Origin of the sequence: Pelagibacterium halotolerans, assembly GCF_044811015.1 — a bacterium.
In the GTDB taxonomy this organism is placed as follows: domain Bacteria; phylum Pseudomonadota; class Alphaproteobacteria; order Rhizobiales; family Devosiaceae; genus Pelagibacterium; species Pelagibacterium halotolerans_A.
This window is the reverse complement of the sequence record NZ_CP085243.1, coordinates 3,546,582-3,566,567: the sequence shown is the minus strand read 5'-3', so window position 1 is coordinate 3,566,567 and position 19,986 is coordinate 3,546,582. Positions and strand designations below refer to the sequence as shown.

At 61.4% G+C, this 19,986-nt stretch carries 18 protein-coding genes; 7 read left to right on the top strand and 11 right to left on the bottom strand.

The features are described from left to right. Positions 1-196: 196 nt before the first annotated feature. A complete protein-coding gene (locus tag LG281_RS17220; RefSeq protein WP_404402907.1) occupies positions 197-649 on the bottom strand; it encodes a GatB/YqeY domain-containing protein in 453 nt (150 codons plus the stop codon). A 280-nt stretch (positions 650-929) separates the two neighbouring features. Here LG281_RS17220 and carA point away from each other — a divergent pair, with 280 nt between their 5' ends. Together carA and LG281_RS17210 are read left to right on the top strand one after the other, a co-directional pair. Beyond that, complete coding sequence (gene carA, locus LG281_RS17215; protein WP_404402905.1) at positions 930-2,117, top strand: glutamine-hydrolyzing carbamoyl-phosphate synthase small subunit; 1,188 nt, start codon at positions 930-932, stop codon at positions 2,115-2,117. A gap of 150 nt (positions 2,118-2,267) precedes the next feature. Continuing rightward, positions 2,268-3,383, top strand: coding sequence for a serine hydrolase domain-containing protein (locus LG281_RS17210; protein WP_404402903.1), 1,116 nt, complete (start codon positions 2,268-2,270; stop codon positions 3,381-3,383). A 123-nt stretch (positions 3,384-3,506) separates the two neighbouring features. Here the strand turns inward: LG281_RS17210 and LG281_RS17205 are convergent, their stop codons facing one another. Next, positions 3,507-4,019 (bottom strand): cupin domain-containing protein, encoded by a 513-nt coding sequence (locus LG281_RS17205; protein WP_404402901.1) that lies wholly within the window; start codon positions 4,017-4,019, stop codon positions 3,507-3,509. Positions 4,020-4,320: 301 nt separating this feature from the next. Between LG281_RS17205 and LG281_RS17200 the strand changes: the two genes are divergently transcribed. Continuing rightward, positions 4,321-6,309 (top strand): bifunctional 2',3'-cyclic-nucleotide 2'-phosphodiesterase/3'-nucleotidase, encoded by a 1,989-nt coding sequence (locus tag LG281_RS17200; RefSeq protein ID WP_404402899.1) that lies wholly within the window; start codon positions 4,321-4,323, stop codon positions 6,307-6,309. 55 nt (positions 6,310-6,364) lie between these two features. Here the strand turns inward: LG281_RS17200 and LG281_RS17195 are convergent, their stop codons facing one another. After that, entirely contained in the window at positions 6,365-7,255 is an 891-nt protein-coding gene (locus LG281_RS17195; protein ID WP_404402897.1) for an alpha/beta fold hydrolase, read from the bottom strand. A 120-nt stretch (positions 7,256-7,375) separates the two neighbouring features. Here LG281_RS17195 and LG281_RS17190 point away from each other — a divergent pair, with 120 nt between their 5' ends. Further along, the gene (locus tag LG281_RS17190) at positions 7,376-9,010 is read left to right on the top strand and encodes an acyl-CoA dehydrogenase family protein (protein WP_404402895.1); all 1,635 of its coding nucleotides are present in this window, start codon (positions 7,376-7,378) and stop codon (positions 9,008-9,010) included. A gap of 69 nt (positions 9,011-9,079) precedes the next feature. Here LG281_RS17190 and LG281_RS17185 read toward each other — a convergent pair whose 3' ends face one another. Then, a complete protein-coding gene (locus LG281_RS17185) occupies positions 9,080-9,940 on the bottom strand; it encodes a neutral zinc metallopeptidase (RefSeq protein WP_404402893.1) in 861 nt (286 codons plus the stop codon). A gap of 110 nt (positions 9,941-10,050) precedes the next feature. On the opposite strand from LG281_RS17185, the gene LG281_RS17180 reads away from it, so the two are divergent. Beyond that, complete coding sequence (locus LG281_RS17180) at positions 10,051-10,515, top strand: GNAT family N-acetyltransferase (RefSeq protein ID WP_404402891.1); 465 nt, start codon at positions 10,051-10,053, stop codon at positions 10,513-10,515. An 11-nt stretch (positions 10,516-10,526) separates the two neighbouring features. On the opposite strand, the gene LG281_RS17175 is transcribed toward LG281_RS17180, so the two are convergent. The 4 genes from LG281_RS17175 to LG281_RS17160 all read right to left on the bottom strand — a co-directional run bounded on the left by LG281_RS17175 (position 10,527) and on the right by LG281_RS17160 (position 12,940). Further along, on the bottom strand, positions 10,527-11,360 hold the full coding sequence (locus tag LG281_RS17175; RefSeq protein WP_404402889.1) for an aldo/keto reductase: 834 nt from the start codon (positions 11,358-11,360) through the stop codon (positions 10,527-10,529). A gap of 46 nt (positions 11,361-11,406) precedes the next feature. After that, a complete protein-coding gene (locus tag LG281_RS17170) occupies positions 11,407-12,243 on the bottom strand; it encodes an aldo/keto reductase (RefSeq protein ID WP_404402887.1) in 837 nt (278 codons plus the stop codon). Between the two features lie 138 nt (positions 12,244-12,381). Further along, positions 12,382-12,597 carry a hypothetical protein gene (locus tag LG281_RS17165; RefSeq protein WP_404402885.1) on the bottom strand — a complete coding sequence of 72 codons (216 nt, stop codon included), beginning with the start codon at positions 12,595-12,597 and terminating at the stop codon, positions 12,382-12,384. A 55-nt stretch (positions 12,598-12,652) separates the two neighbouring features. Beyond that, entirely contained in the window at positions 12,653-12,940 is a 288-nt protein-coding gene (locus tag LG281_RS17160; RefSeq protein WP_404402883.1) for a hypothetical protein, read from the bottom strand. 298 nt (positions 12,941-13,238) lie between these two features. Here LG281_RS17160 and carB point away from each other — a divergent pair, with 298 nt between their 5' ends. Continuing rightward, positions 13,239-16,550: a carbamoyl-phosphate synthase large subunit gene (carB, locus tag LG281_RS17155; RefSeq protein WP_404402881.1), complete on the top strand. Its 3,312-nt coding sequence runs from the start codon at positions 13,239-13,241 to the stop codon at positions 16,548-16,550. Positions 16,551-16,724: 174 nt separating this feature from the next. Here the strand turns inward: carB and LG281_RS17150 are convergent, their stop codons facing one another. The 3 genes from LG281_RS17150 to LG281_RS17140 all read right to left on the bottom strand — a co-directional run bounded on the left by LG281_RS17150 (position 16,725) and on the right by LG281_RS17140 (position 18,836). Continuing rightward, positions 16,725-17,345, bottom strand: coding sequence for a histidine phosphatase family protein (locus LG281_RS17150; protein ID WP_404402879.1), 621 nt, complete (start codon positions 17,343-17,345; stop codon positions 16,725-16,727). A gap of 87 nt (positions 17,346-17,432) precedes the next feature. Next, entirely contained in the window at positions 17,433-18,008 is a 576-nt protein-coding gene (locus LG281_RS17145) for a TetR/AcrR family transcriptional regulator (protein WP_404402877.1), read from the bottom strand. Positions 18,009-18,017: 9 nt separating this feature from the next. Next, on the bottom strand, positions 18,018-18,836 hold the full coding sequence (locus LG281_RS17140; RefSeq protein ID WP_404402875.1) for an SDR family NAD(P)-dependent oxidoreductase: 819 nt from the start codon (positions 18,834-18,836) through the stop codon (positions 18,018-18,020). Between the two features lie 325 nt (positions 18,837-19,161). Here LG281_RS17140 and LG281_RS17135 point away from each other — a divergent pair, with 325 nt between their 5' ends. Continuing rightward, complete coding sequence (locus LG281_RS17135) at positions 19,162-19,950, top strand: phytanoyl-CoA dioxygenase (RefSeq protein ID WP_404402873.1); 789 nt, start codon at positions 19,162-19,164, stop codon at positions 19,948-19,950. Positions 19,951-19,986 lie beyond the last annotated feature (36 nt).

Here is a 19,986-nt window from a genome sequence, read left to right as displayed (position 1 = left end):
CCTCGCGCTTGACGCGAGGACCCGCAAGCTCTCTACGCCCCGAGCAGGGGTTGGAGGCTTCGCGCTTGCGGCACGCGGTATGCACCCGACGCCTGCTCCGGACGTGGCAGCGCAGCGGGTCCTCGCGTCAAGCGCGAGGATGACGGTGGGGTGGGGGCGAGTTCGTGCAACCTGTCATAATCTCTGTGCAGCACCACTAGCCGCCCAACTGCGCCTTCACCTCTTTGGACGCCTTCCCGAAGTCGATCTGCCCGGGATATTTGGCCTTGAGCACGCCCACGACCTTGCCCATATCCCGCAACCCCTCGGCCCCGGTTTCGGAAATCGCCGCCTTGATGGCCGCCTCGACGTCCTCGTCGCTCAAGGGCTTGGGCAGGAACTCCTTGATGATCTCCATTTCCTCGCGTTCCTGCGCCTCGAGCTCAGCACGCCCGGCGTCCGCGTATATGCCGGCGGATTCCTCACGCTGCTTCACCATTTTCTGCAGAAGCGCCATGACCTCCTCGTCGGAGATTCCCTCCTTGCCCTCCCCGCGCGCGGCGATTTCGCGGTCCTTGATAGCCGCATTGATAAGGCGAAGCGTCGTCGTCCGGCGCGCATCGCGGGCCTTGATCGCATCCTTCATGGCTGCGTTGATCTTCTCGCGCATGCTCGTATCCTTCCGCGTGAATTTTGTCGCGCGAGCATATACCCAAGCGCGCTGCCGATGCCAACCTCCGCATTACCACGATACGAATTTCTATAAGCTATTGAAAAAGCTTCGATTTCAATTTCACGGAGCCGGTTGACCGATCCCCGGCCTTCCCTTAGTTTCCGCCCGACTTACGTTGACTGGGTTGAAAACGCGCGCGATGGGTACAATGTGACCGGTCGTTTGCGCCCGCGCGCTCGACGCCCGTAGCGTACCTTACATCAAAAGGAGAACACCCGTGTCCGGCTGGCAAGAAACACCTCCCACCGCCGTCCTGATCCTGCGCGATGGAACGCGCCTGGAGGGCCGCGGTATCGGTGCCGTGGGCGCGGCGGCTGGAGAGGTCTGCTTCAACACGGCGATGACGGGTTATCAGGAAATCCTGACAGACCCCTCCTATGCCGGCCAGATCATCACCTTCACTTTCCCCCATATCGGCAATGTCGGCGCCAATGACGAGGATATCGAAACCGTCAACATGGCTGGCGCATCGGGCGTGCGCGGCGCAGTCCTCAAGACCGATATCACCAACCCGTCCAATTACCGCGCCGCCGAAAAGCTCGACGCCTGGCTCAAAAAGCGCGGCATCATCGGCATAGCGGGACTGGACACCCGCGCGCTGACCACACTTATCCGTGAAAAGGGCATGGCCGACGCCGTGATCGCCCATGCCCCCGATGGTAAATTCGATGAAACGGCCCTCAAGGCCGAACTCGGCGCCTTCCCCGGTCTCGAAGGTCTCGATCTCGCCAGGGAGGTTTCGACCACCCAGACCTATAAGTGGGACGAAACCCGCTGGCGCTGGGGCGAAGGCTATGGCCGCGTCGAAGATCCGCAGTTCCACGTCGTCGCCATCGATTTCGGTGCAAAGCGCAATATCCTGCGTTGCATCGCCGACCAGGGCGTCCGCGTCACTGTAGTTCCGGCTACCGCAACCGCTGAGGACGTCCTCGCACACAACCCTGACGGCATCTTCCTCTCCAACGGCCCTGGCGACCCCGCCGCGACGGGCGAATATGCCGTCCCGACGATCAAGACGCTCATCGAGACGGGTAAACCGGTCTTCGGCATCTGTCTGGGTCACCAGCTTCTCGGCCTCGCGCTGGGCGCCAAGACCGCCAAGATGCACCAGGGCCACCACGGCGCGAATCATCCGGTCAAGGACCTGACCACCGGAAAGGTCGAGATCACCTCGATGAACCACGGCTTCGCCGTCGACCGCGATAGCCTGCCTGCTGGCGTCACCGAGACCCATATCTCGCTCTTTGACGGCTCGAACGCCGGCCTCGCGGTCGAAGGCAAGCCGATCTTCTCGGTTCAGTACCACCCCGAAGCCAGCCCCGGCCCGCATGACGCACACTACCTGTTCAAGCGGTTCTTGAACCTCGTACGTGAGCAAAAGGGCATTCCGGAACTGGCGGAATAGGCGGCGCCCGAACGCACCACCGGACACAATAGTGTCCCTCAACCAAAGTTACCTTCAAAAAGTCACCTTCATTGCCGCAGCGGATGGAGGGCAATTGGCTTGCTGAAAACAGTTCATCTCAACAGCCACGTCTTGGAAATGGGTATAAAAATGCGTTTAGTCGCGATACTTCTGGCCGTCTTTTTTGGCACGGGTGCTTTGGCTCAAGATACGCCTTCCGGGTTCGCGGACGCTGCGGCTTCCGCATTGAAGGCCTATCCGTCGGCCGGCCTTGCCGTAGTCCGTATCGAGAATGGCGAGGTTGCGTGGAGCGGCTATGCCGGTGAACAGGCACCGGGTGTTCCTGCCAGTGCCTCGACCCTTTTCAACACGGCCTCTATCGCCAAGACGGTGACGGCCGAACTCGTTCTGCGTCTTGCGGAGGCCGGAAAACTCTCGCTCCATGAACCGGTTGCGAGTGAGTATGTTCATCCGGATCTGGCGGACGATCCGCGCTACGAATTGCTTACGCCCGCGATATTGCTCTCCCATCAGGCGGGTTTGAAGAACTGGCCGTACAACTATGAAGACGGTCGTCTGGCCTTCATTCAGGATCCAGGGACAGGGTTTACCTATTCCGGCGCCGGATATGAGATTCTCGCCGAATTCGCAGCGCGGCGCATGAATGCCGACTTCGCCGAACTCGTTGAAGACTGGGTTCTCCGACCTGCTGGCGTCGAAAACGACGTCAGTCTCGGTGCCGCTGGTGCGCCCGCAGACCGCCTTGCGATGCCCATGCAGCGCGGAGAGGCGGTGTATGAACCCATCGGGGATGCAGAAATGCCGCCAAGCGCGGCGGACAATCTGTTTGTTACAGCACCCGCCTATGCCCGGTTGCTTATCGCGATGATGGAAGAGACCCCGCTGACGGGCGAAGCAGCCGATGCCCGCTCCACCTCAGTACTCGACACCTCCGATCACGCCCCCTGCACTATGGACGATACCTCGCAATGCCCGATTGAAGCGGGACAGTCTCTCGGTTGGAGCGTCGCCGGCTTTGAAAAGTCGCGTTATGTGTTTCACGGCGGCTCGGATTGGGGCGAAAATGCCATCGCGATTTATGACCTCACGAGCCACGATGGCTGGGTCATTTTCGTCAATGGCGGCAATGGCATGGGTGTATGGCTAACTCTAATGCAAGCGGTGGCGCCGGAAAATGAATACTTCCGGTTCGTTCGTTCCTTGCCGCAGGTCCAACAGCTCCTCGCCGCATTGCGGAGCGAATGAACGCAAAGCGTGAGGAATCCGGGTTAGCGAACTTCCAAGAGCGCCTTCAGAAAACAGAAGCGTTTTCAGAAAAATTGACGGACTTTTTCGGTTAGAGCCTGACCGACAAAACAAACACAGCGCTCAACGCCAAGCGTCCACCATCGGTCCGTTTTCCCCTGAAACCGGATCGGTGATCGGCGTAGCGACCTCGGCAATCCGCGCATCCGCCGCCGGTCGCTCGCCTTCCTCCCCGCGCATCATGTCCCATTGCTGCCCAGGCGGATATGCACCGACCACGAGGAAATCGTCACTCGATTCCTCGCGCTTGTGCGCGACACCTGCGGGAATGATCACGACGTCGCCCGTCTCGAGCGCCAGCGTTTCCCCCTTCGGCCCACCGAACGTCACCCGTGCGCTACCCGAGGCTACGCCCAGCACTTCATGCGCCGTCGAATGATAATGATGGTAGGTGAAAACCGACGCGCGCCACTGCGGCGGCCATCCATTTTCGCCAAAAAGATGCTCGAACGCCTCGGGCGAGACAGCGCCCTCCGCCAGCACCTTGCGATAAACGATAAGCGGAAACCGGCTATTAGGAAACCGCCCGTCATCGGCAAGTCCGATCTCCGTTACGTCCGCGATATTTCCCGGCATGGCATTGCCCCCCGTCTTCGACACCCGATGTCAGAGCCCAACTGAAAACTCGGCGGTTGAGGACTGGCGAGTTTTCGGTTGGGCTCTCAGCATAGGCAACGGTCCGCCTCACGACACGTTCCTTTTCCACACTCGGGTCATGTCCCTTTTGAAAATTTGACCAACCGATAAAAAAGGCGCTTACTTTCGCCCGGCGCGTCATGCAGCCGTCACGCAACTGCGGCAAGGGGAGCGTATTCGCGCCGGACTGCTGCGCGTCAGGATTCTCGTAAAACAAAAAACGTCCACCAGGAGGGACATCATGAACTTCTTTTCCTCCATTTCACGCCGGGCATTCCTCGCCGGCAGCGCCAGCATGGGCGCCGCCGCCGTCGTCATGCACCCGTTCGCGGCCATGGCGCAATCGCGTCAGGCTCACCTGCGCATCATGGAAACGACGGACATCCACGTCGCCATCATGCCCTACGACTACTATGCCGACGGCCCCAACGATACCTTGGGCCTCGCCCGTACCGCTTCGATTATCGAATCCATTCGCGCCGAAGCCGGCAACGCCATTCTCTTCGACAATGGCGATACCATCCAGGGCAACCCGCTGGGCGACTATGTTGCCTATGAACGCGGCGTCGACGGCGCCGATCTGCATCCCACCATCGCGGCCATGAACACCCTCGGCTACGCGGCGGGCACCATCGGCAACCACGAATTCAACTACGGCCTCGAATTCCTCGAAGCCTCGATGGCCGGAGCCCAGTTCCCGGTCGTCCTCGCCAACGTGGTCAAGGGCACCGAACTCGGCGACGATCCGCTCGCCGACGACACGCTCTATACCCCGTATGTCATTCTCGATCAGGAACTCACCGACGGCGCGGGCGAAACCCACCCCATCAAAATCGGCGTCATCGGCTTCACCCCGCCCCAGATCCTGACCTGGGACGGCGCGCACCTCAACGGCAAGGTCGTCGTACGCGACATCGTGGAAACGGCCGAAGCCTATGTCCCGAAAATGAAGGCAGAAGGCGCCGACATCATCGTCGCGCTGTCGCACTCGGGTATCAACGGTGAAGGCTACGTGCCAGGCATGGAAAACGCCTCGCTCTACCTCGGCGGCGTTGATGGCATCGACGCGATCCTGACCGGTCACCACCACCTCGTCTTCCCCGGCCCCGACTACGCCGACGTCGAAGGCGCCGACATTGAAAACGGCACCCTCATGGGCACCCCTGCCGTCATGGCCGGCTTCTGGGGCAGCCATATGGGGCTGATCGACCTGCTGCTCGAAAAAGGCGACGACGACACCTGGTCAGTCCTCTCGCACACCTCCGAAGCCCGCCCGATCTTCGAACGCGTCGACCGCACGGTGACCCCGCTGGTGGAATCCGACGCTGACGTCGTCGCCTCGGTCGAAACCGCGCACCAGGAAACCCTCGACTATATCCGCCGCGCCGTTGGCGAAACCGCTGCGCCGCTCCACTCCTATTTCGCGCTTGTGGCCGACGATCCGTCCGTCCAGATCGTCAACATCGCGCAGAAATGGTACATGGAGCAGATGGCTCCGGGCACCGAGATGGAAGGCCTGCCGATCCTTTCCGCTGCCGCGCCCTTCAAGGCCGGCGGCCGTGGCGGCCCGACCTATTATACCGACGTCCCCGTCGGCCCGGTCGCCATCAAGAACGTTGCGGATCTCTACCTCTATCCCAACACCATCCAGGCGGTGAAGATCACCGGCGCCGACGTCAAGAACTGGCTCGAACGCTCCGCGGGCATCTTCAACCAGATCGAACCGGGCGCGACCGATGCGCCGCTCATCAACCCTGAATTCCCGTCCTACAATTTCGACGTGATCGACGGGGTGACCTACAAGATCGACCTGACCCAGCCCTCCAGATATTCCTCGGACGGCAAGGAAGTGCTCAATCCCGATGCCAACCGGATCGTCGATCTGATGTTCGAGGGCGCGCCCATCGACCCGGATCAGGAGTTCCTCGTCGCCACCAACAACTACCGCGCCGGCGGCGGCGGGCACTTCCCCGGCATAGGCCCGGACAAGGTCGTCTTCATCGGCCCGGACACCAACCGCGACATCATCGTGCGCTATATCGTCGACCAGGGCACCATCAACCCCGCCGCCGACAGCAATTGGTCGCTCGCCGAAATCGGTGACACTTCGGTTCTGTTCGAAACCGGCCCCGCCGCCGAACAGCACCTTGCCGACGTCACCGCCATCGCCATCGAGCCAACCGGCGAGACAAGCGAAACCGGATTCGGCGTCTACCGCATCGCGCTCTAGCGCAACGCAAAACGGGGCGAGCCGTCCGGCCCGCCCCGCCTTGCAATCGAACCACCTAATCGGCCAGAAACGCCTTGGCGTGATCGGTGACGGTCGTGGTGGCTTCCTGCATCAGATTGTAGTGCGTCGTGCCCGGGATGATCGCGAGCTGATTGGGCGTTGGACGCAACGACCCGTCAAGTCCGGCGTCGCGCGCCCCCCCGCCCAGAAGCCTGTACATCTCGGCCATATGCTCGGGCGGCATCATATCGGCGTCCGCAAAGACAAGCAGCGTCGGTGCGGCAATATCGGCAACGTCGTCCGACCAGTCGTAATGCGCGGCGTTCATCTCGCCTGTCTTGCGAAACATCACCTCCCAATCGATCTCGGGATACATTTCCGCCAGCGGCGACTGCGCAACGCCGCGCGCGATCTCTGCCGCCATGCCCGGCATCGCCTCGAACTGGGCCTGGATCTCAGGGAAATTGCCGTCGTGACGTACATTCTTTGAAACAACGACGAGCTTACCCACGCGCTCCGGATGACGGATCGCTGTCTGCAAGGCAACACCGCCTCCCAGCGACCAGCCCATGACATCGGCCGTTTCGATATCCAACGCGTCCAGAAGCGCCGCAACATCATCGGCCATTTGCTCGTAACGCCAAGGGGCGTCGGTATCGGTACTCAAACCGTGCCCGCGCAAATGGACCGCGATCACCTGATGGGCCTTGGCCATTTCGGCCAGCGGCGCGCCGAACAGCTCGGATGGGTTGACGCCCCCGTGCAGCATCACCAAAGGCGAACCCTTACCGTGGATTTCGTAGTAAAGCTCGACGCCATTGACGGGGACGCGGCCTGTGCTGGCGGGCGCATTCATGCCGGATGCTCCTTCGGTCTGGGCATTTGCGGGGACTGTGATGGCGAGCGCCGCAACAGCGGCAAACGCGACTATCATCTGTTTGAGCACGATCACCTCCTATTTAATAAACCAAATAGCTATATAACAAATTAGTTATTGTCAAGCGTGATATTGACATCCCCCGCCTCGCGGGCGTCCACTCGGAGACAAACTCCGGGAGGATCAACCATGTGCGCCTTTCGCCCTCGGACCGATCTTTCGACCCATACGGTGGAAAACCAGCCCGCGCCCCGCGGCGACCTTCCGCTCTGGGAGGCCGACGCGCCCTTAAGAGCCGCGCTTGAGGGCGCCGCGCCCGAAACCGGCCTCGCTCCGGAATCGCTGGGCGGCGTGATCGGCATGGCCGATATGGTCGCCGCCGGCCACCGCCTCGCCATCGGCCCAACTCCGGACTTCCAGCCCTTCGATACCGCCGGCCGCCGCATCGATACCGTTCTCTACCCCGACGCCTATCACGCCCTCATGCGCGAAGGGATCGGCGCAGGCTACGCCGCCCTGCCCTGGACCACCAACGCCCCCGGCGGCCATCCCGCCCATGCGGCAATGGTCTACCTCATGACCCAGGTAGAACCAGGCGTCTGCTGCCCCATGACCATGACCTATGCCGCCATCCCTGCCCTTTCGAAAGGCGACGGACTCGCAGCAAGTCTCAGGTCCCTGGCTCTCAACCGCGCCTACGACCCCACCGACGAACCGCTCGAGGAAAAGCACGGCGCCACCATCGGCATGGCGATGACCGAAAAGCAGGGCGGCTCGGACGTCCGCGCCAACACAACCCGCGCCGAGCCCGCCGACGGCGCCTATCGGCTTACCGGCCACAAATGGTTCTGCTCGGCCCCCATGTCCGACGCCTTCCTGACCCTTGCGCAGCTTCCCGAAGGCCTCACCTGCTTCATCGCTCCGCGCTGGCGCCCCGATGGCACTCGCAACGCCATCCATTTGATGCGGTTGAAGAACAAGCTCGGCAACCGCGCCAACGCCTCCGCCGAGATCGAATACGCAGGCGCGTACGCCGAAATCCTCGGCGAGCCGGGAGACGGCGTCCGCACCATTTTGGAAATGGTTCACCACACCCGATTGGATACCGCCATCGCCCCTGCGGGCCTCATGCGCCGCGCGTTATCGGAAGCCAAATACTGGGCCGAAAACCGCTCCGCCTTTGGTAAACCACTGATCGAACAACCTCTTATGCAGGCGCTCCTCGCCGACCTCACGCTCGAATGGCTGGGCGCACTGACCGCTGCCATGCGCACCGCCTGGGCTTTCGACCGCTCCGATGCAGACGAAAGCGAACGCGCCTTCGCCCGGCTCACGGTCGCACTTGCCAAATACTGGAACAACAAGCGCTGCCCGCCGGTCGTCGTCGAGGCGATGGAAATAATCGGCGGCATGGGCTTTATCGAGGACACACCCTTGCCCTTCCTCTACCGTGAAGCGCCCTTGAACGGTATCTGGGAAGGCTCGGGCAACATCATCTGTCTCGATGTCCTGCGCACGCTCGCCAAGGCTCCCGAAAGCTTCGAGGCCTTGCGGACCGAACTTGAAGCCGCACGCGGCGCGAGCCCCGCCTATGACGCCGCGCTCGACGGCACCTATGCCGAACTCAAAACCGCCACCGAAACCGCCGCCCGCCGCATCACCGAGCGCCTCGCGCTTCTCTTGCAGGCGGCTATTTTGCTCAAACAGCCCGACCCCTTCGCCGGCGAAATTTTCGCCCGCACCCGCCTTGGCAACGACTGGGGCCACACCCTGGGCACGCTGCCCGCCGGGACGGATGCGGCGCGGCTGGTGGCGATGATTTAGCGGAAACTCAGTCTGGAGATTTGGCCGTACGAACTTTCCCCCACCCCGTCATCCATAAGCGTTCGCCCCCTAAACCACGACGGCGCTGGCATCCGGCAGGTTGTTGAACGGATCGCATTCCCCCGGTACAGGCAGGTCATACCCTGCGGTGAACCAGTCGGTCTGCTCGTTGATCGAAGGCCGAAGGTCGAAGTCGATCCCGCTGTCGCGCAGAGCCTCGGCCTGCCCCACCAATGCGATGATCTCCCGATTCTCGGTGATGTTGGGCAGCCCCGCCCACGCCGCCCAGATCCCGGCCATGCAATGGGGTTGCAACTGCAACTGATAATCGAAGACGTCCCGCTGCATCTCCGTCAGCGCTTCACGCCTGCGTCCCACGCTTGAAAGCCGTTGCAGGACCGTTTGCACTTGCACGCCATAGGCATGTGCCAGCAGGTAGGCTTGCGCCATATGCCCCGCCTCGCCATTGGCCCGCGCCAGCCGCGCATAAGCGTCCAGATCGACCACGAGCGCGTTTTCCTCCGCGCAATAGGCCGGTCCATACGGCAGCCGCGTATACCCGCATGGGCCCTCGGTGCCCTCCGAGATAAAATCGAGCGAAGGCGCGATATACCCGATGCCGTTGACAAGGAACATATTGATCCACCCCCGCCGCGCCTCCCGGAACACCGCGTCCATATACCGCTCGAGATCTTCTGCAGGCGCGTCCGCCGCTGGTATATTGTCCTTGGAGGTCCAGGGCCGTGGCGGATCGTAGCTGTTGGTGATGATGGTGATCGGCGTGATCCCGAAAATCATCAGAACGATGATCGTAACCACCAGTGCTCCACTGAACCCGAACCGCCGGATATGCGGCACCACCGCGCGCGGAATGCGCAGCGCGTCCGTAATCGTCAGCAACAGCCCCCTTTTCTCGCCCGGCTCCGCCATCTTCTCCTCCAGCGTTGCGGCCCGCGCTTGGGCTCCAATACTAACGTCCGATCTCGCCAAAGTCATCGAACCGCGCTAGGAGAACCCGTCACATTGTCCTGAGCACATCCATGCCGATCCAGCCTGATCTCACCTTCCGCCCCGCCACACTGGACGATCTGCCCTTCATCGTCGGGCTCATTCACGAAGACAGCGTCGTCGACTCAGGTGAAGATCCCGACCCTTTGGCACCGCCCTATCGCGACGCCTTCGCGGCCATCGACGCCGATCCCAATCAGATGCTGATGATCGCCGAAATCGCCGGCACCCCCGTCGGCACGTTCCAGTTGACCTTCACGCCGGGTATCGCCCGTCAGGGTCAATGGCGCTGCACCATCGAAGCGGTCCACGTCGCGCCAGGCCACCGCAGCAAGGGCATCGGCGCCGCCATGATGGATTGGGCCGTGGAAACGGCAAAGGCACGCGGCTGCGGCATGGCGCAGCTCACCTCCAACAAGCTGCGCAAGGACGCCCACCGGTTTTATAACCGCATCGGTTTTTCCCAGTCCCACGAGGGCTTCAAGCGCTATTTATAGCGCCGAAGTCTCTATTCCACCCGGAACTCGCGCGGGTCCGGCCCATCGCGTCCGTTCGGATCGTCCATCTGCGCAATCGCGCCAAGATCGTCCGCGTCCAGCTGAAAATCGAAAACATCGAGGTTTTCCCGGATCCGCGACGGCGTCGCCGATTTGGGAAACACGATAAGCCCGAGATCGAGGTGCCAGCGGATGATGGCCTGCGCCGGGCTCTTCCCATGCTTTTTCGCAATTGCGGTGATCGTCGGATGATCGAGCAGTTTGCCTTGTCCCAGCGGGCTCCAGCTCTCGGTCTTGATCCCGCGCTCGTCCTGAAACGCACGCAGAGCCCTCTGCTGGAAATCCGGGTGCACTTCGATCTGGTTGACCGACGGCGTCACACCGGTTTCATCGATCACCCGCGCCAGATGGTCCTCGGTAAAGTTGGAAACCCCGATGGAGCGGATGCGCCCCTGTTCCTTGAGTCTGATGAACGCCTTGAACGTATCGACGTAGAGGTCCTTGTGCGGCATTGGCCAGTGGATGAGATAGAGATCGAGTACATCGAGCCGCAGCTTCTTCATGCTCTCGTCGAACGCCCTGAGCGTCTCGTCAAACCCGTGGCGCGCGTTCCAGAGCTTGGTCGTAACGAAAATCTCGTCGCGCGCGATCCCCGAATTGGCGATTGCCGCTCCAACGCCTTCCTCATTGCGATACGCTGCCGCCGTATCGATATGCCGATACCCGGCCGCCAGCGCCTCGGAGACCACCGACTCGGTTTCGTCCGGCGGAACCTGAAAAACGCCCAAACCAAGTTGCGGGATGTCAACGCCGTCGTTGAGGCGCACGAGCTGTTGCTGTGTCATGATGCCCTCCTGGATATTGCGATATGCGAAATGTTCGAAGCCATTCTCAAAACAGCGTATCCATCACTGCCGGCTCGGGCAGCGTTTTGCCATCCGGGCTATCGAGCGCATCGATCCGCGTCACGTCGTCCAAATTCAAGTCGAAATCGAAGACATCGATGTTCTCCCGGATCCGCGACGGCGTCACCGATTTGGGCAACACGATCAACCCCTGCTGAAGATGCCAGCGGATGATGACCTGTGCGATCGACTTGCCGTGTTCGGCAGCGATCCCGGCAATCTCCGCATCGGCAAGCACGGCGCCGCTGCCGAGTGGGCTATAGCTCTGGATCGCCACATGATGCCGCTCGTGGAAATCCCGTACGTCGCGCTGCTGATAATAAGGATGCAGCTCAAGCTGGTTGACAGCCGGAAGCACCCCGGTTTCCTCGGCGAGTTGCTCGATATGCTCGGGCAGGAAGTTCGATACCCCGATCGACCGGACCCGCCCCTGCTTCTGCAAATCGATGAACGCCCGCCACGTATCGACAAACCGTCCGTGCATCGCCACCGGCCAGTGGATGAGAAACAGGTCCAGATAATCGAGCCCCATACGCTCAAGCGATTCGTCGAGCGAACGCATGGTGCTGTCATACCCCTGATGGCTGGTGCGCTCCTTGGAGGTGATGAACAACTCCTCACGCGGCACCGCAGCCTCGCGCACCGCCCGCCCGACGCCCGCCTCATTGCCATAGGCCTGCGCGGTATCGATATGCCGATAGCCCGCCGCAATCGCCTCGGCGATCACGCTTGGCGCGTCGGCATCCTCCAGCCGCCACACCCCAAGCCCGATCTGGGGAATGGTGTTGCCGTCATTGAGTTCGATAAGCGGTTGCTGCGCCATTCCGCCCTCCCGTCTGTCCGCAATGTCATGAAAATCCGACGCGCCGAAAGGTAGGCACCGCCCTTGAAGAGTAAGGGCGTTCTTCAGCGCAGATTCAAATCCCCGCCAAAAACGTACAGGGCAGAAAATCTAAGCGATTCAATTCCGACGACCGCGAAAAACCCGATAGTCGACAAAATCACGAATCGGCCCAAGAGCCAAGACGTAGAAAAAAGCAATGATATAGAGCGCACCCCCCCAGATGAGATCCACCATGTCATTTGGAAAATGGAAATTCCAAAACACATAAAGGATACCAACCCCCACCATCCAGATCGCAAAAGTGACAGCCCAAATATTTCCATCCTTAGACATAATATATCCTATATATCAACGTCTATTGATTAGTTTACGGTATCGGCTTCGAACCTCACTTTTTCTTCTTAGAACTCGAAATCGGCCAATCCTGAGAGACAGCAAAAGCACCAAAAGCAAATCCGTCCTGTTTCATTCCTCTATCACGGCAGAAAGAAACGAATTCGTCAAAGGTGACAAGTGCTGTCTGTACATCGACACCCCGCGCCTTTAACTTTGCCAAACGCTCTGCGTTGCACTTCTCAAATTCATCAAAAGTTTTTGGCCAGTCGAGGTCATCCCCAACGATATGTCGAAACCTATCGTATTCGTCACGCTGAACACTGGCCAAACACTCAGTCATGGGGATCTCCTGCCTAGAAGGCGATTACTACTATGGCTCAAGGATAGCAACTTCCCAATTCACTCACTTCTAGGAATTTAATGATTTCGAATTGAAATCACTAACCTATCGCATACGTTCAAAAATGCCACCCCCATGTGCAAAGCCGGCGGCGCCAGCACATCGACCGAAAGAATCCTCCTTTCGGTGCTGGAAATCGCCGGTTGCTTGGTCTATGGAGACCGCCTAGCCGAGAGAGTCACAAAGCCTTCGCGCACGGTTTCGTTCCGTGACGCCGGTTTGCTGCACGAGAGCCAGAATGCCCAAACGCACAGATATCAAATCCATCCTCATCATCGGGGCTGGACCGATTATTATCGGCCAGGCCTGCGAGTTCGACTATTCGGGGACCCAAGCGTGCAAGACGCTGCGTGAGGAAGGCTACCGCATCATCCTGGTCAACTCGAACCCGGCCACCATCATGACCGACCCGGATATGGCGGACGCGACTTATGTCGAGCCGATCACCCCCGAGGTCGTCGCCAAGATCATCGAAAAGGAACGCCCCGACGCGCTCCTGCCCACCATGGGCGGCCAGACCGCGCTCAACTGCGCCCTCTCGCTCAACAAGATGGGCGTGCTTGAAAAGTATGGCGTCGAGATGATCGGCGCCAACGCCGAGGCCATCGACAAGGCCGAGGACCGCGAACTGTTCCGCGACGCGATGGACAAGATCGGCCTCTCCACCCCCAAATCCCGCCTGGCCCACAACACCATCGAGGCCCTCCAGGCGCTCGAGGATATCGGCCTGCCGGCAATCATCCGCCCCAGCTTCACGCTTGGCGGAACGGGTGGCGGCATCGCCTACAACCGCGAGGAATACCTCGCCATCTGCGAATCTGGCATCGACGCCTCCCCAACCAACGAGGTGCTGATCGAGGAATCCGTCCTCGGCTGGAAAGAGTATGAAATGGAGGTTGTCCGCGACAAGAAGGACAACTGCATCATCGTCTGCTCGATCGAGAACGTCGACCCCATGGGCGTCCACACCGGCGATTCGATCACCGTCGCCCCCGCGCTGACCCTGACCGACAAGGAATACCAGATCATGCGCGACGCCTCGCTGGCCGTCCTGCGCGAGATCGGTGTCGAAACCGGCGGGTCCAACGTCCAGTTCGCCATCAATCCCGAAGACGGCCGCATGATCGTCATCGAGATGAACCCGCGCGTTTCCCGCTCCTCCGCCCTCGCCTCGAAGGCCACCGGCTTCCCCATCGCCAAGGTCGCCGCGCGTCTGGCGGTCGGCTACACCCTCGACGAGCTCGAAAACGACATCACCGGCGGCGCCACCCCGGCGTCGTTCGAGCCGACCATCGACTATGTCGTCACCAAGATCCCCCGCTTCGCCTTCGAGAAATTCCCCGGCGCCGACAACCGCCTCACCACGTCGATGAAATCCGTCGGCGAAGCCATGGCGATTGGCCGCAGCTTCCCCGAATCCTTCCAGAAGGCCCTGCGCTCGCTCGAAACCGGCCTGACGGGCCTCAACGAAATCGGCATTCCCGGCCTCGGCGAAGGCGACGACAAGAACGCCATCCGCGCCGCGCTCGGCACGCCGACGCCCGACCGCCTGCTCTGGGTCGCCGAAGCCATGCGGCTGGGCTACGACCATAAGATGATCCACGAGGCCTGCCGCATCGATCCGTGGTTCCTCGAACAGTTCCAGTCCATCGTCGACATGGAAGCGAAAGTCCGCGAATTCGGCTTGCCTGAAACCGCGGGCGCCATGCGGCAATTGAAGGCGATGGGCTTCTCCGACGCCCGCCTCGCCGAGTTGACCGGCAAGACCGCCAAGGAAGTGCTCAACCACCGCACCGATCTCGGCGTCCGGCCCGTCTACAAGCGCATCGATACTTGCGCCGCCGAATTCGCCTCACCCACCGCTTACATGTACTCGACCTACGAAGCCCCCTTCGCCGGCACCCCCGCCGACGAAGCCCGGCCCTCGGACAAGAAAAAGGTCGTGATCCTCGGCGGCGGCCCGAACCGCATAGGCCAGGGCATCGAGTTCGACTATTGCTGCTGTCACGCCGCCTTCGCGCTCTCGGACGCGGGCTATGAGACCATCATGGTCAACTGCAATCCCGAAACGGTTTCGACCGACTACGACACCTCCGACCGCCTCTATTTCGAGCCGCTGACGGAAGAAGACGTCATCGAAATCCTGACCACCGAAAAGGAAAATGGCACGCTCCATGGTGTCATCGTCCAGTTCGGCGGCCAGACGCCGTTGAAGCTCGCCAGCGCCGTCGAGCGCGCGGGCGTCCCGATCCTCGGCACCCAGCCCGAAAAGATTGACCTGGCCGAAGACCGCGACCAGTTCATGAAACTCCTGAACCGGCTCGATCTCACCCAGCCGAAGAACGGCATCGCCTATTCGCTCGAACAGGCGCGCATGGTGGCCGATGGACTGGGCTTCCCGCTGGTCATCCGCCCCTCCAACGTGCTGGGCGGCCGCGCCATGATCATCTGCAACTCAGCCGAGGAATTCGAGCGCTATATCCAGTCGACACTGACCGAGCTCGTCCCCCCCGAAATCCGCTTCAAATACCCCAACGACAAGACCGGCCAGATCAACTCGGTCCTCGCCAACAACCCGCTCCTCTTCGACAGCTATCTCGAAGGCGCGGTCGAAATCGACGTCGATTGCCTCTCGGACGGCAAGGACGTCTTCGTCGCTGGCATCATGGAGCATATCGAAGAGGCGGGCATCCATTCGGGCGATAGCGCCTGCTCGCTGCCTCCGCACTCGCTGAGTTCGAAGATCATCGAAGAGCTCAAGCGCCAGGCGGCGGCGCTCGCCCGCGGCCTCAATGTCGGCGGCCTGATGAACGTGCAGTTCGCCTTGAAGGACGAAACCCTCTACGTCCTCGAAGTGAACCCCCGCGCCTCGCGCACGGTTCCCTTCGTCGCCAAGGTCATCGGATACCCCATCGCCAAGATCGCGTCCCGCATCATGGCCGGGGAGCCGCTTGCCGCGTTCAACCTCGTCGAGCGCGAGATCAAGCACATCGGCATCAAGGAAGCCGTCTTCCCCTTCTCGCGCTTCCCCGGCGTCGACACCGTCCTCGGCCCGGAAATGAAGTCGACCGGCGAAGTCATCGGCCTCGATACCGATTTCGCCATCGCCTTCGCCAAGTCCCAGCTCGGCGCCGGACAGAAGGTCCCCAAGGAAGGTACAGTCTTCGTCTCGGTCCGCGACGACGACAAGCCTGGCATGATTGAGCCCGTCCGGCAGCTCGCCCAGGCCGGCTTCAAGGTCATCGCCACCGGCGGCACGCAGCGCTTCCTTGCCGAAAAGGGCATTGAGTGCACCAAGATCAACAAGGTCCTCGAAGGCCGCCCGCACATCGTCGACGCCATCAAGAACGGTGACGTGCAACTGGTGATCAACACCACCGACGGCATCAAGGCTGTCTCCGACAGCCGCGACATCCGCCGCGCCGCCCTGCTCTCCAAGGTGCCCTATTACACGACCATCCCCGGCGCCACCGCCGCGGTCGAGGGTATCGTGGCCTATAGGGGCGGCAACCTGACCGTCAAACCGCTACAGGAGTATTTTGCGGTGTAGGGCTGAGCCGTCGAAGCATTCGGTACGCAAGGTGGCGAGTTTTCAGCAATTCCAACTGAGCAGTGCCCGTCTTTTATATCGCGCCCCTGTGCCCCCTTCGGCAAGCTCGGGACGGTTCGAGGCCTGATTCGAAAAACCTCACCATGAGGCTACTGGGAAAATGGCGCACATTTATCAGTAGCCCTCACCCTGAGGTGCCCGCGAAGCGGGCCTCGAAGGGCGAGGGCGTGGCGCGATAGGTATCCAACCGTGCCTGGGCACCAGGTCTGAAAATGAGGCCGCCCAGTAGTGCCCTTGGAACGGTTGATCGAAGGATCTGGCGATGGCATTGCCTGAAAGGGCGCAATACATGAGGGTGCCGACAGCCCCGTGTGCGACAATTGCAAGGTCACCGTCCGTATGCTCGGAAACGATTCGAGTAACGGCTTCTCGAACACGGGTTTGGGCATCGATGGCTCGTTCCCATCCACGAACGCTCGTGGCAGGTGACGCGAAAAAGGCGTCGGCCACTGCTTCGAACTCTGCAGGAGGAAGAAAACCGGTCGCGCTGCGATCATTCTCTCCAAGGTCCTTCGACACGCGAATGCCGAGTCCTAGCGCACCGCCGAGAATACCCGCGGCCTCAATCGCCTTTGTCTCAGTGCTCGACCAAATTGCGCGAACCTTCGACGGTATTGAAGATCGCGAGAAGGCTCGCATTCGCTCCACGCCCACCGCGCTCAACTGCCACTGTTCAACCGGCATGTTGGAATCGACGGTCACTTCGGGATGACTGACAAAAAGGAGCGTAGACATACGATCACTCTATACCGATGGCTCAAGATGTAAAAAGCCGAAATGACGCCCACATCAGGGCAATCGGATGAAGCAATTGTCCCAACACTACAAACCCTCGATCCACCCCTTCAGCCGCTCACCCTCGCGCACCAGCAGCGCAGGATCGCGAGCGCTCAGCGTCATCATCGACGCGCCCTGCAATCCCGTTTGCAGCTTCAGCGCCAGATCGCTCGCCTCACTGTCATACCCCAGTTCGACGAACTGCTCGGCCATCCACGCCATCGGCACGGTCAACAATGCGCCAGCGCCCTCGGCAAACGCGTCCGGCATCTTGAGAAGTTCCGCGCATAACGTGCCCATCGGACAGCCTTTTTGCGCCACATTGTCCGCATTGCCCACCGTCATATCGACAAAGGCCTTCAGCCGCTCTTTTGGCGACGGTAGCGCGGCAAACCGCTCCCGCGCCTGTGCGAACTGATCCTTGCGATAATCCAGAACCGCCGCGCCGATATCTTCCCGTGTCTTGAAATAATAATAGACGTTGCCAAGCGGCACGCCCGATTCCGCGGCGATATCGGCCAGCGTCGTGCGGGCGAATCCCTGCCGGTAGGCGAGCGCGACAGCCGCCGATACCAGCCGCTCGCGCTTGCCGCGAGCAGCCGTCTTTCCGTCTTTTGCCAAATGCCGCTCCTAACTCACGAAATTCGTACTCTTGCGCATCATATTCCCGGTCATCGCCCGCACCAAGCCATGCGGCACGAGCCTGTTCATAACGCGGAACATGAGCCCCGGCATGACGATCATCCTGTTGCGGTTGAGCCCGTCCAACCCCTCACGGACGCATTGCTCGACCGGCATCGGTTTCATCGGCATGGCCGCCCCATCGAGCCCCATTTTGGCAACCAGCGGCGTGTCGGTCGGCGTCACGATCAGAACGCTGATCCCCACCCCCGACCGCTTGAGCTCCGAATGCAAGCTGCGGCCAAGCGTGTTGACGAGCCCCTTGGCTGCCGCCGGAACCGCATGAAAGGGAATGCCGCTGTCGGCGCCCAGCGCGGAAACGAGCAACGTGCCGCCCCTGCCACGCCGCGCGAATCTCTGGCTGAAATGATGGGTCAGCACCAAATGCGACAGCCCGTTGAGCTGCACGATCTCACGCAACCGCTCGCTCTTGAAGGCAAGAAACGCCCCCGGTTGCCCGGTCCCCGCACAGGAAAACAGCAGCCCCACATCGACATCCTCGGTGCCCGCGATGACGGCATCCTCGGCGCCGGCCTGCGAAAGATCGGCCTCGATGACCCTGAACGCGATCCCGTAGCGCCCGGTCAGCTCCTCGCCCAGACGCGTAAGAACCTCACCGCGCCGCGCAACCAGCACCAGATTGAGCCCGTTCGCGGCAACCTGGTGCGCCGCCTCCCGTCCGATGCCCGAGGAGGCCCCCGTCACGACGGCCCAGGGACCGAATCTGCGGGCATCGAGCTTCGTAAACCGCTTGTCTTTCGTCTTCATCAGTATTGCTCCTTTACCAAAATTAGTTAGTTAACTAACTTATTTCTGGATGCAGAGCAATGGGAAACTGGCACCGCCAGTGCCGGAAGACATCCCACGCCGGTTACAGCCGCCGAATGCGCAGCGGTATGGACACACCCGATTGCCCCCGGAAGGACGTCCGGCCTTGCATCATCGAACCCAAACCGGCTATTCATGCCCTCATCATGATGACGACCATTATTCGATAAGCGGACTTCCCTCGCCCCGAGGAGAAACACCGCGCCCCGTATAACGGGCGCGCGCGTCGCCTGTGCGGCATTCCCGCTTATCGAAGGTTCATCTTATGCCCCATCCACACGATGCGCTCTCCGAAGCGCAAATCAGTGCGTTCATCGCCGACGGTTTCGTCCGCATCGATAACGCCTTTTCCGCCGAAACCGCCGCTGCCGCCCGGGACATCCTGTGGCGCGATACCGGCTGCCACCCCAACGACCGCGCGACATGGACACGCCCGGTCGTAAGGCTCGGCGGCTATCACGACGCCCCCTTCCGCGAGGCGGCCAACACGCCCGTGCTCCACGCCGCCTTCGATCAGTTGGCCGGCGAAGGCCGCTGGCTACCGCCCCAGGGCCTCGGCACCTTCCCCGTCCGCTTCCCCTCGGACGAAGATCCCGGAGACGCCGGCTGGCACGTCGATGTCAGCTTCGGTTTCGACGACCCCGATTTCATGGCATGGCGCGTCAACGTCAAAAGCTCGGGACGCGCCTTGTTGATGCTGTTCCTGTTCTCGGACGTCGGCCCGAACGATGCGCCCACCCGCATCCGCATCGGCTCGCACATGGTCATCGCCCGGCAGTTGCTGCCGCATGGCGAAGCAGGGCTGACCCTCCGCCAGCTTTCGGCGGACGGCTTTGCCTCCACCGCCGACTGCGAGGAAACCTTGGCGACCGGCCCTGCCGGCACCGTCTATCTGTGCCATCCCTTCCTCGTCCACGCCGCCCAGCCGCACCGGGGCACCGAGCCGCGCTTCATGGCGCAACCGCCTCTGGTCCCCAGAGGCGAATTCGACCCCGCGCAGCCACCATCGCCAGTCCAGATCGCCATCCGGCAGGCATGCGGCTTGGATATCTGACCACCACTCGATCCCGGGGGCCACAGTGCCCCCGCG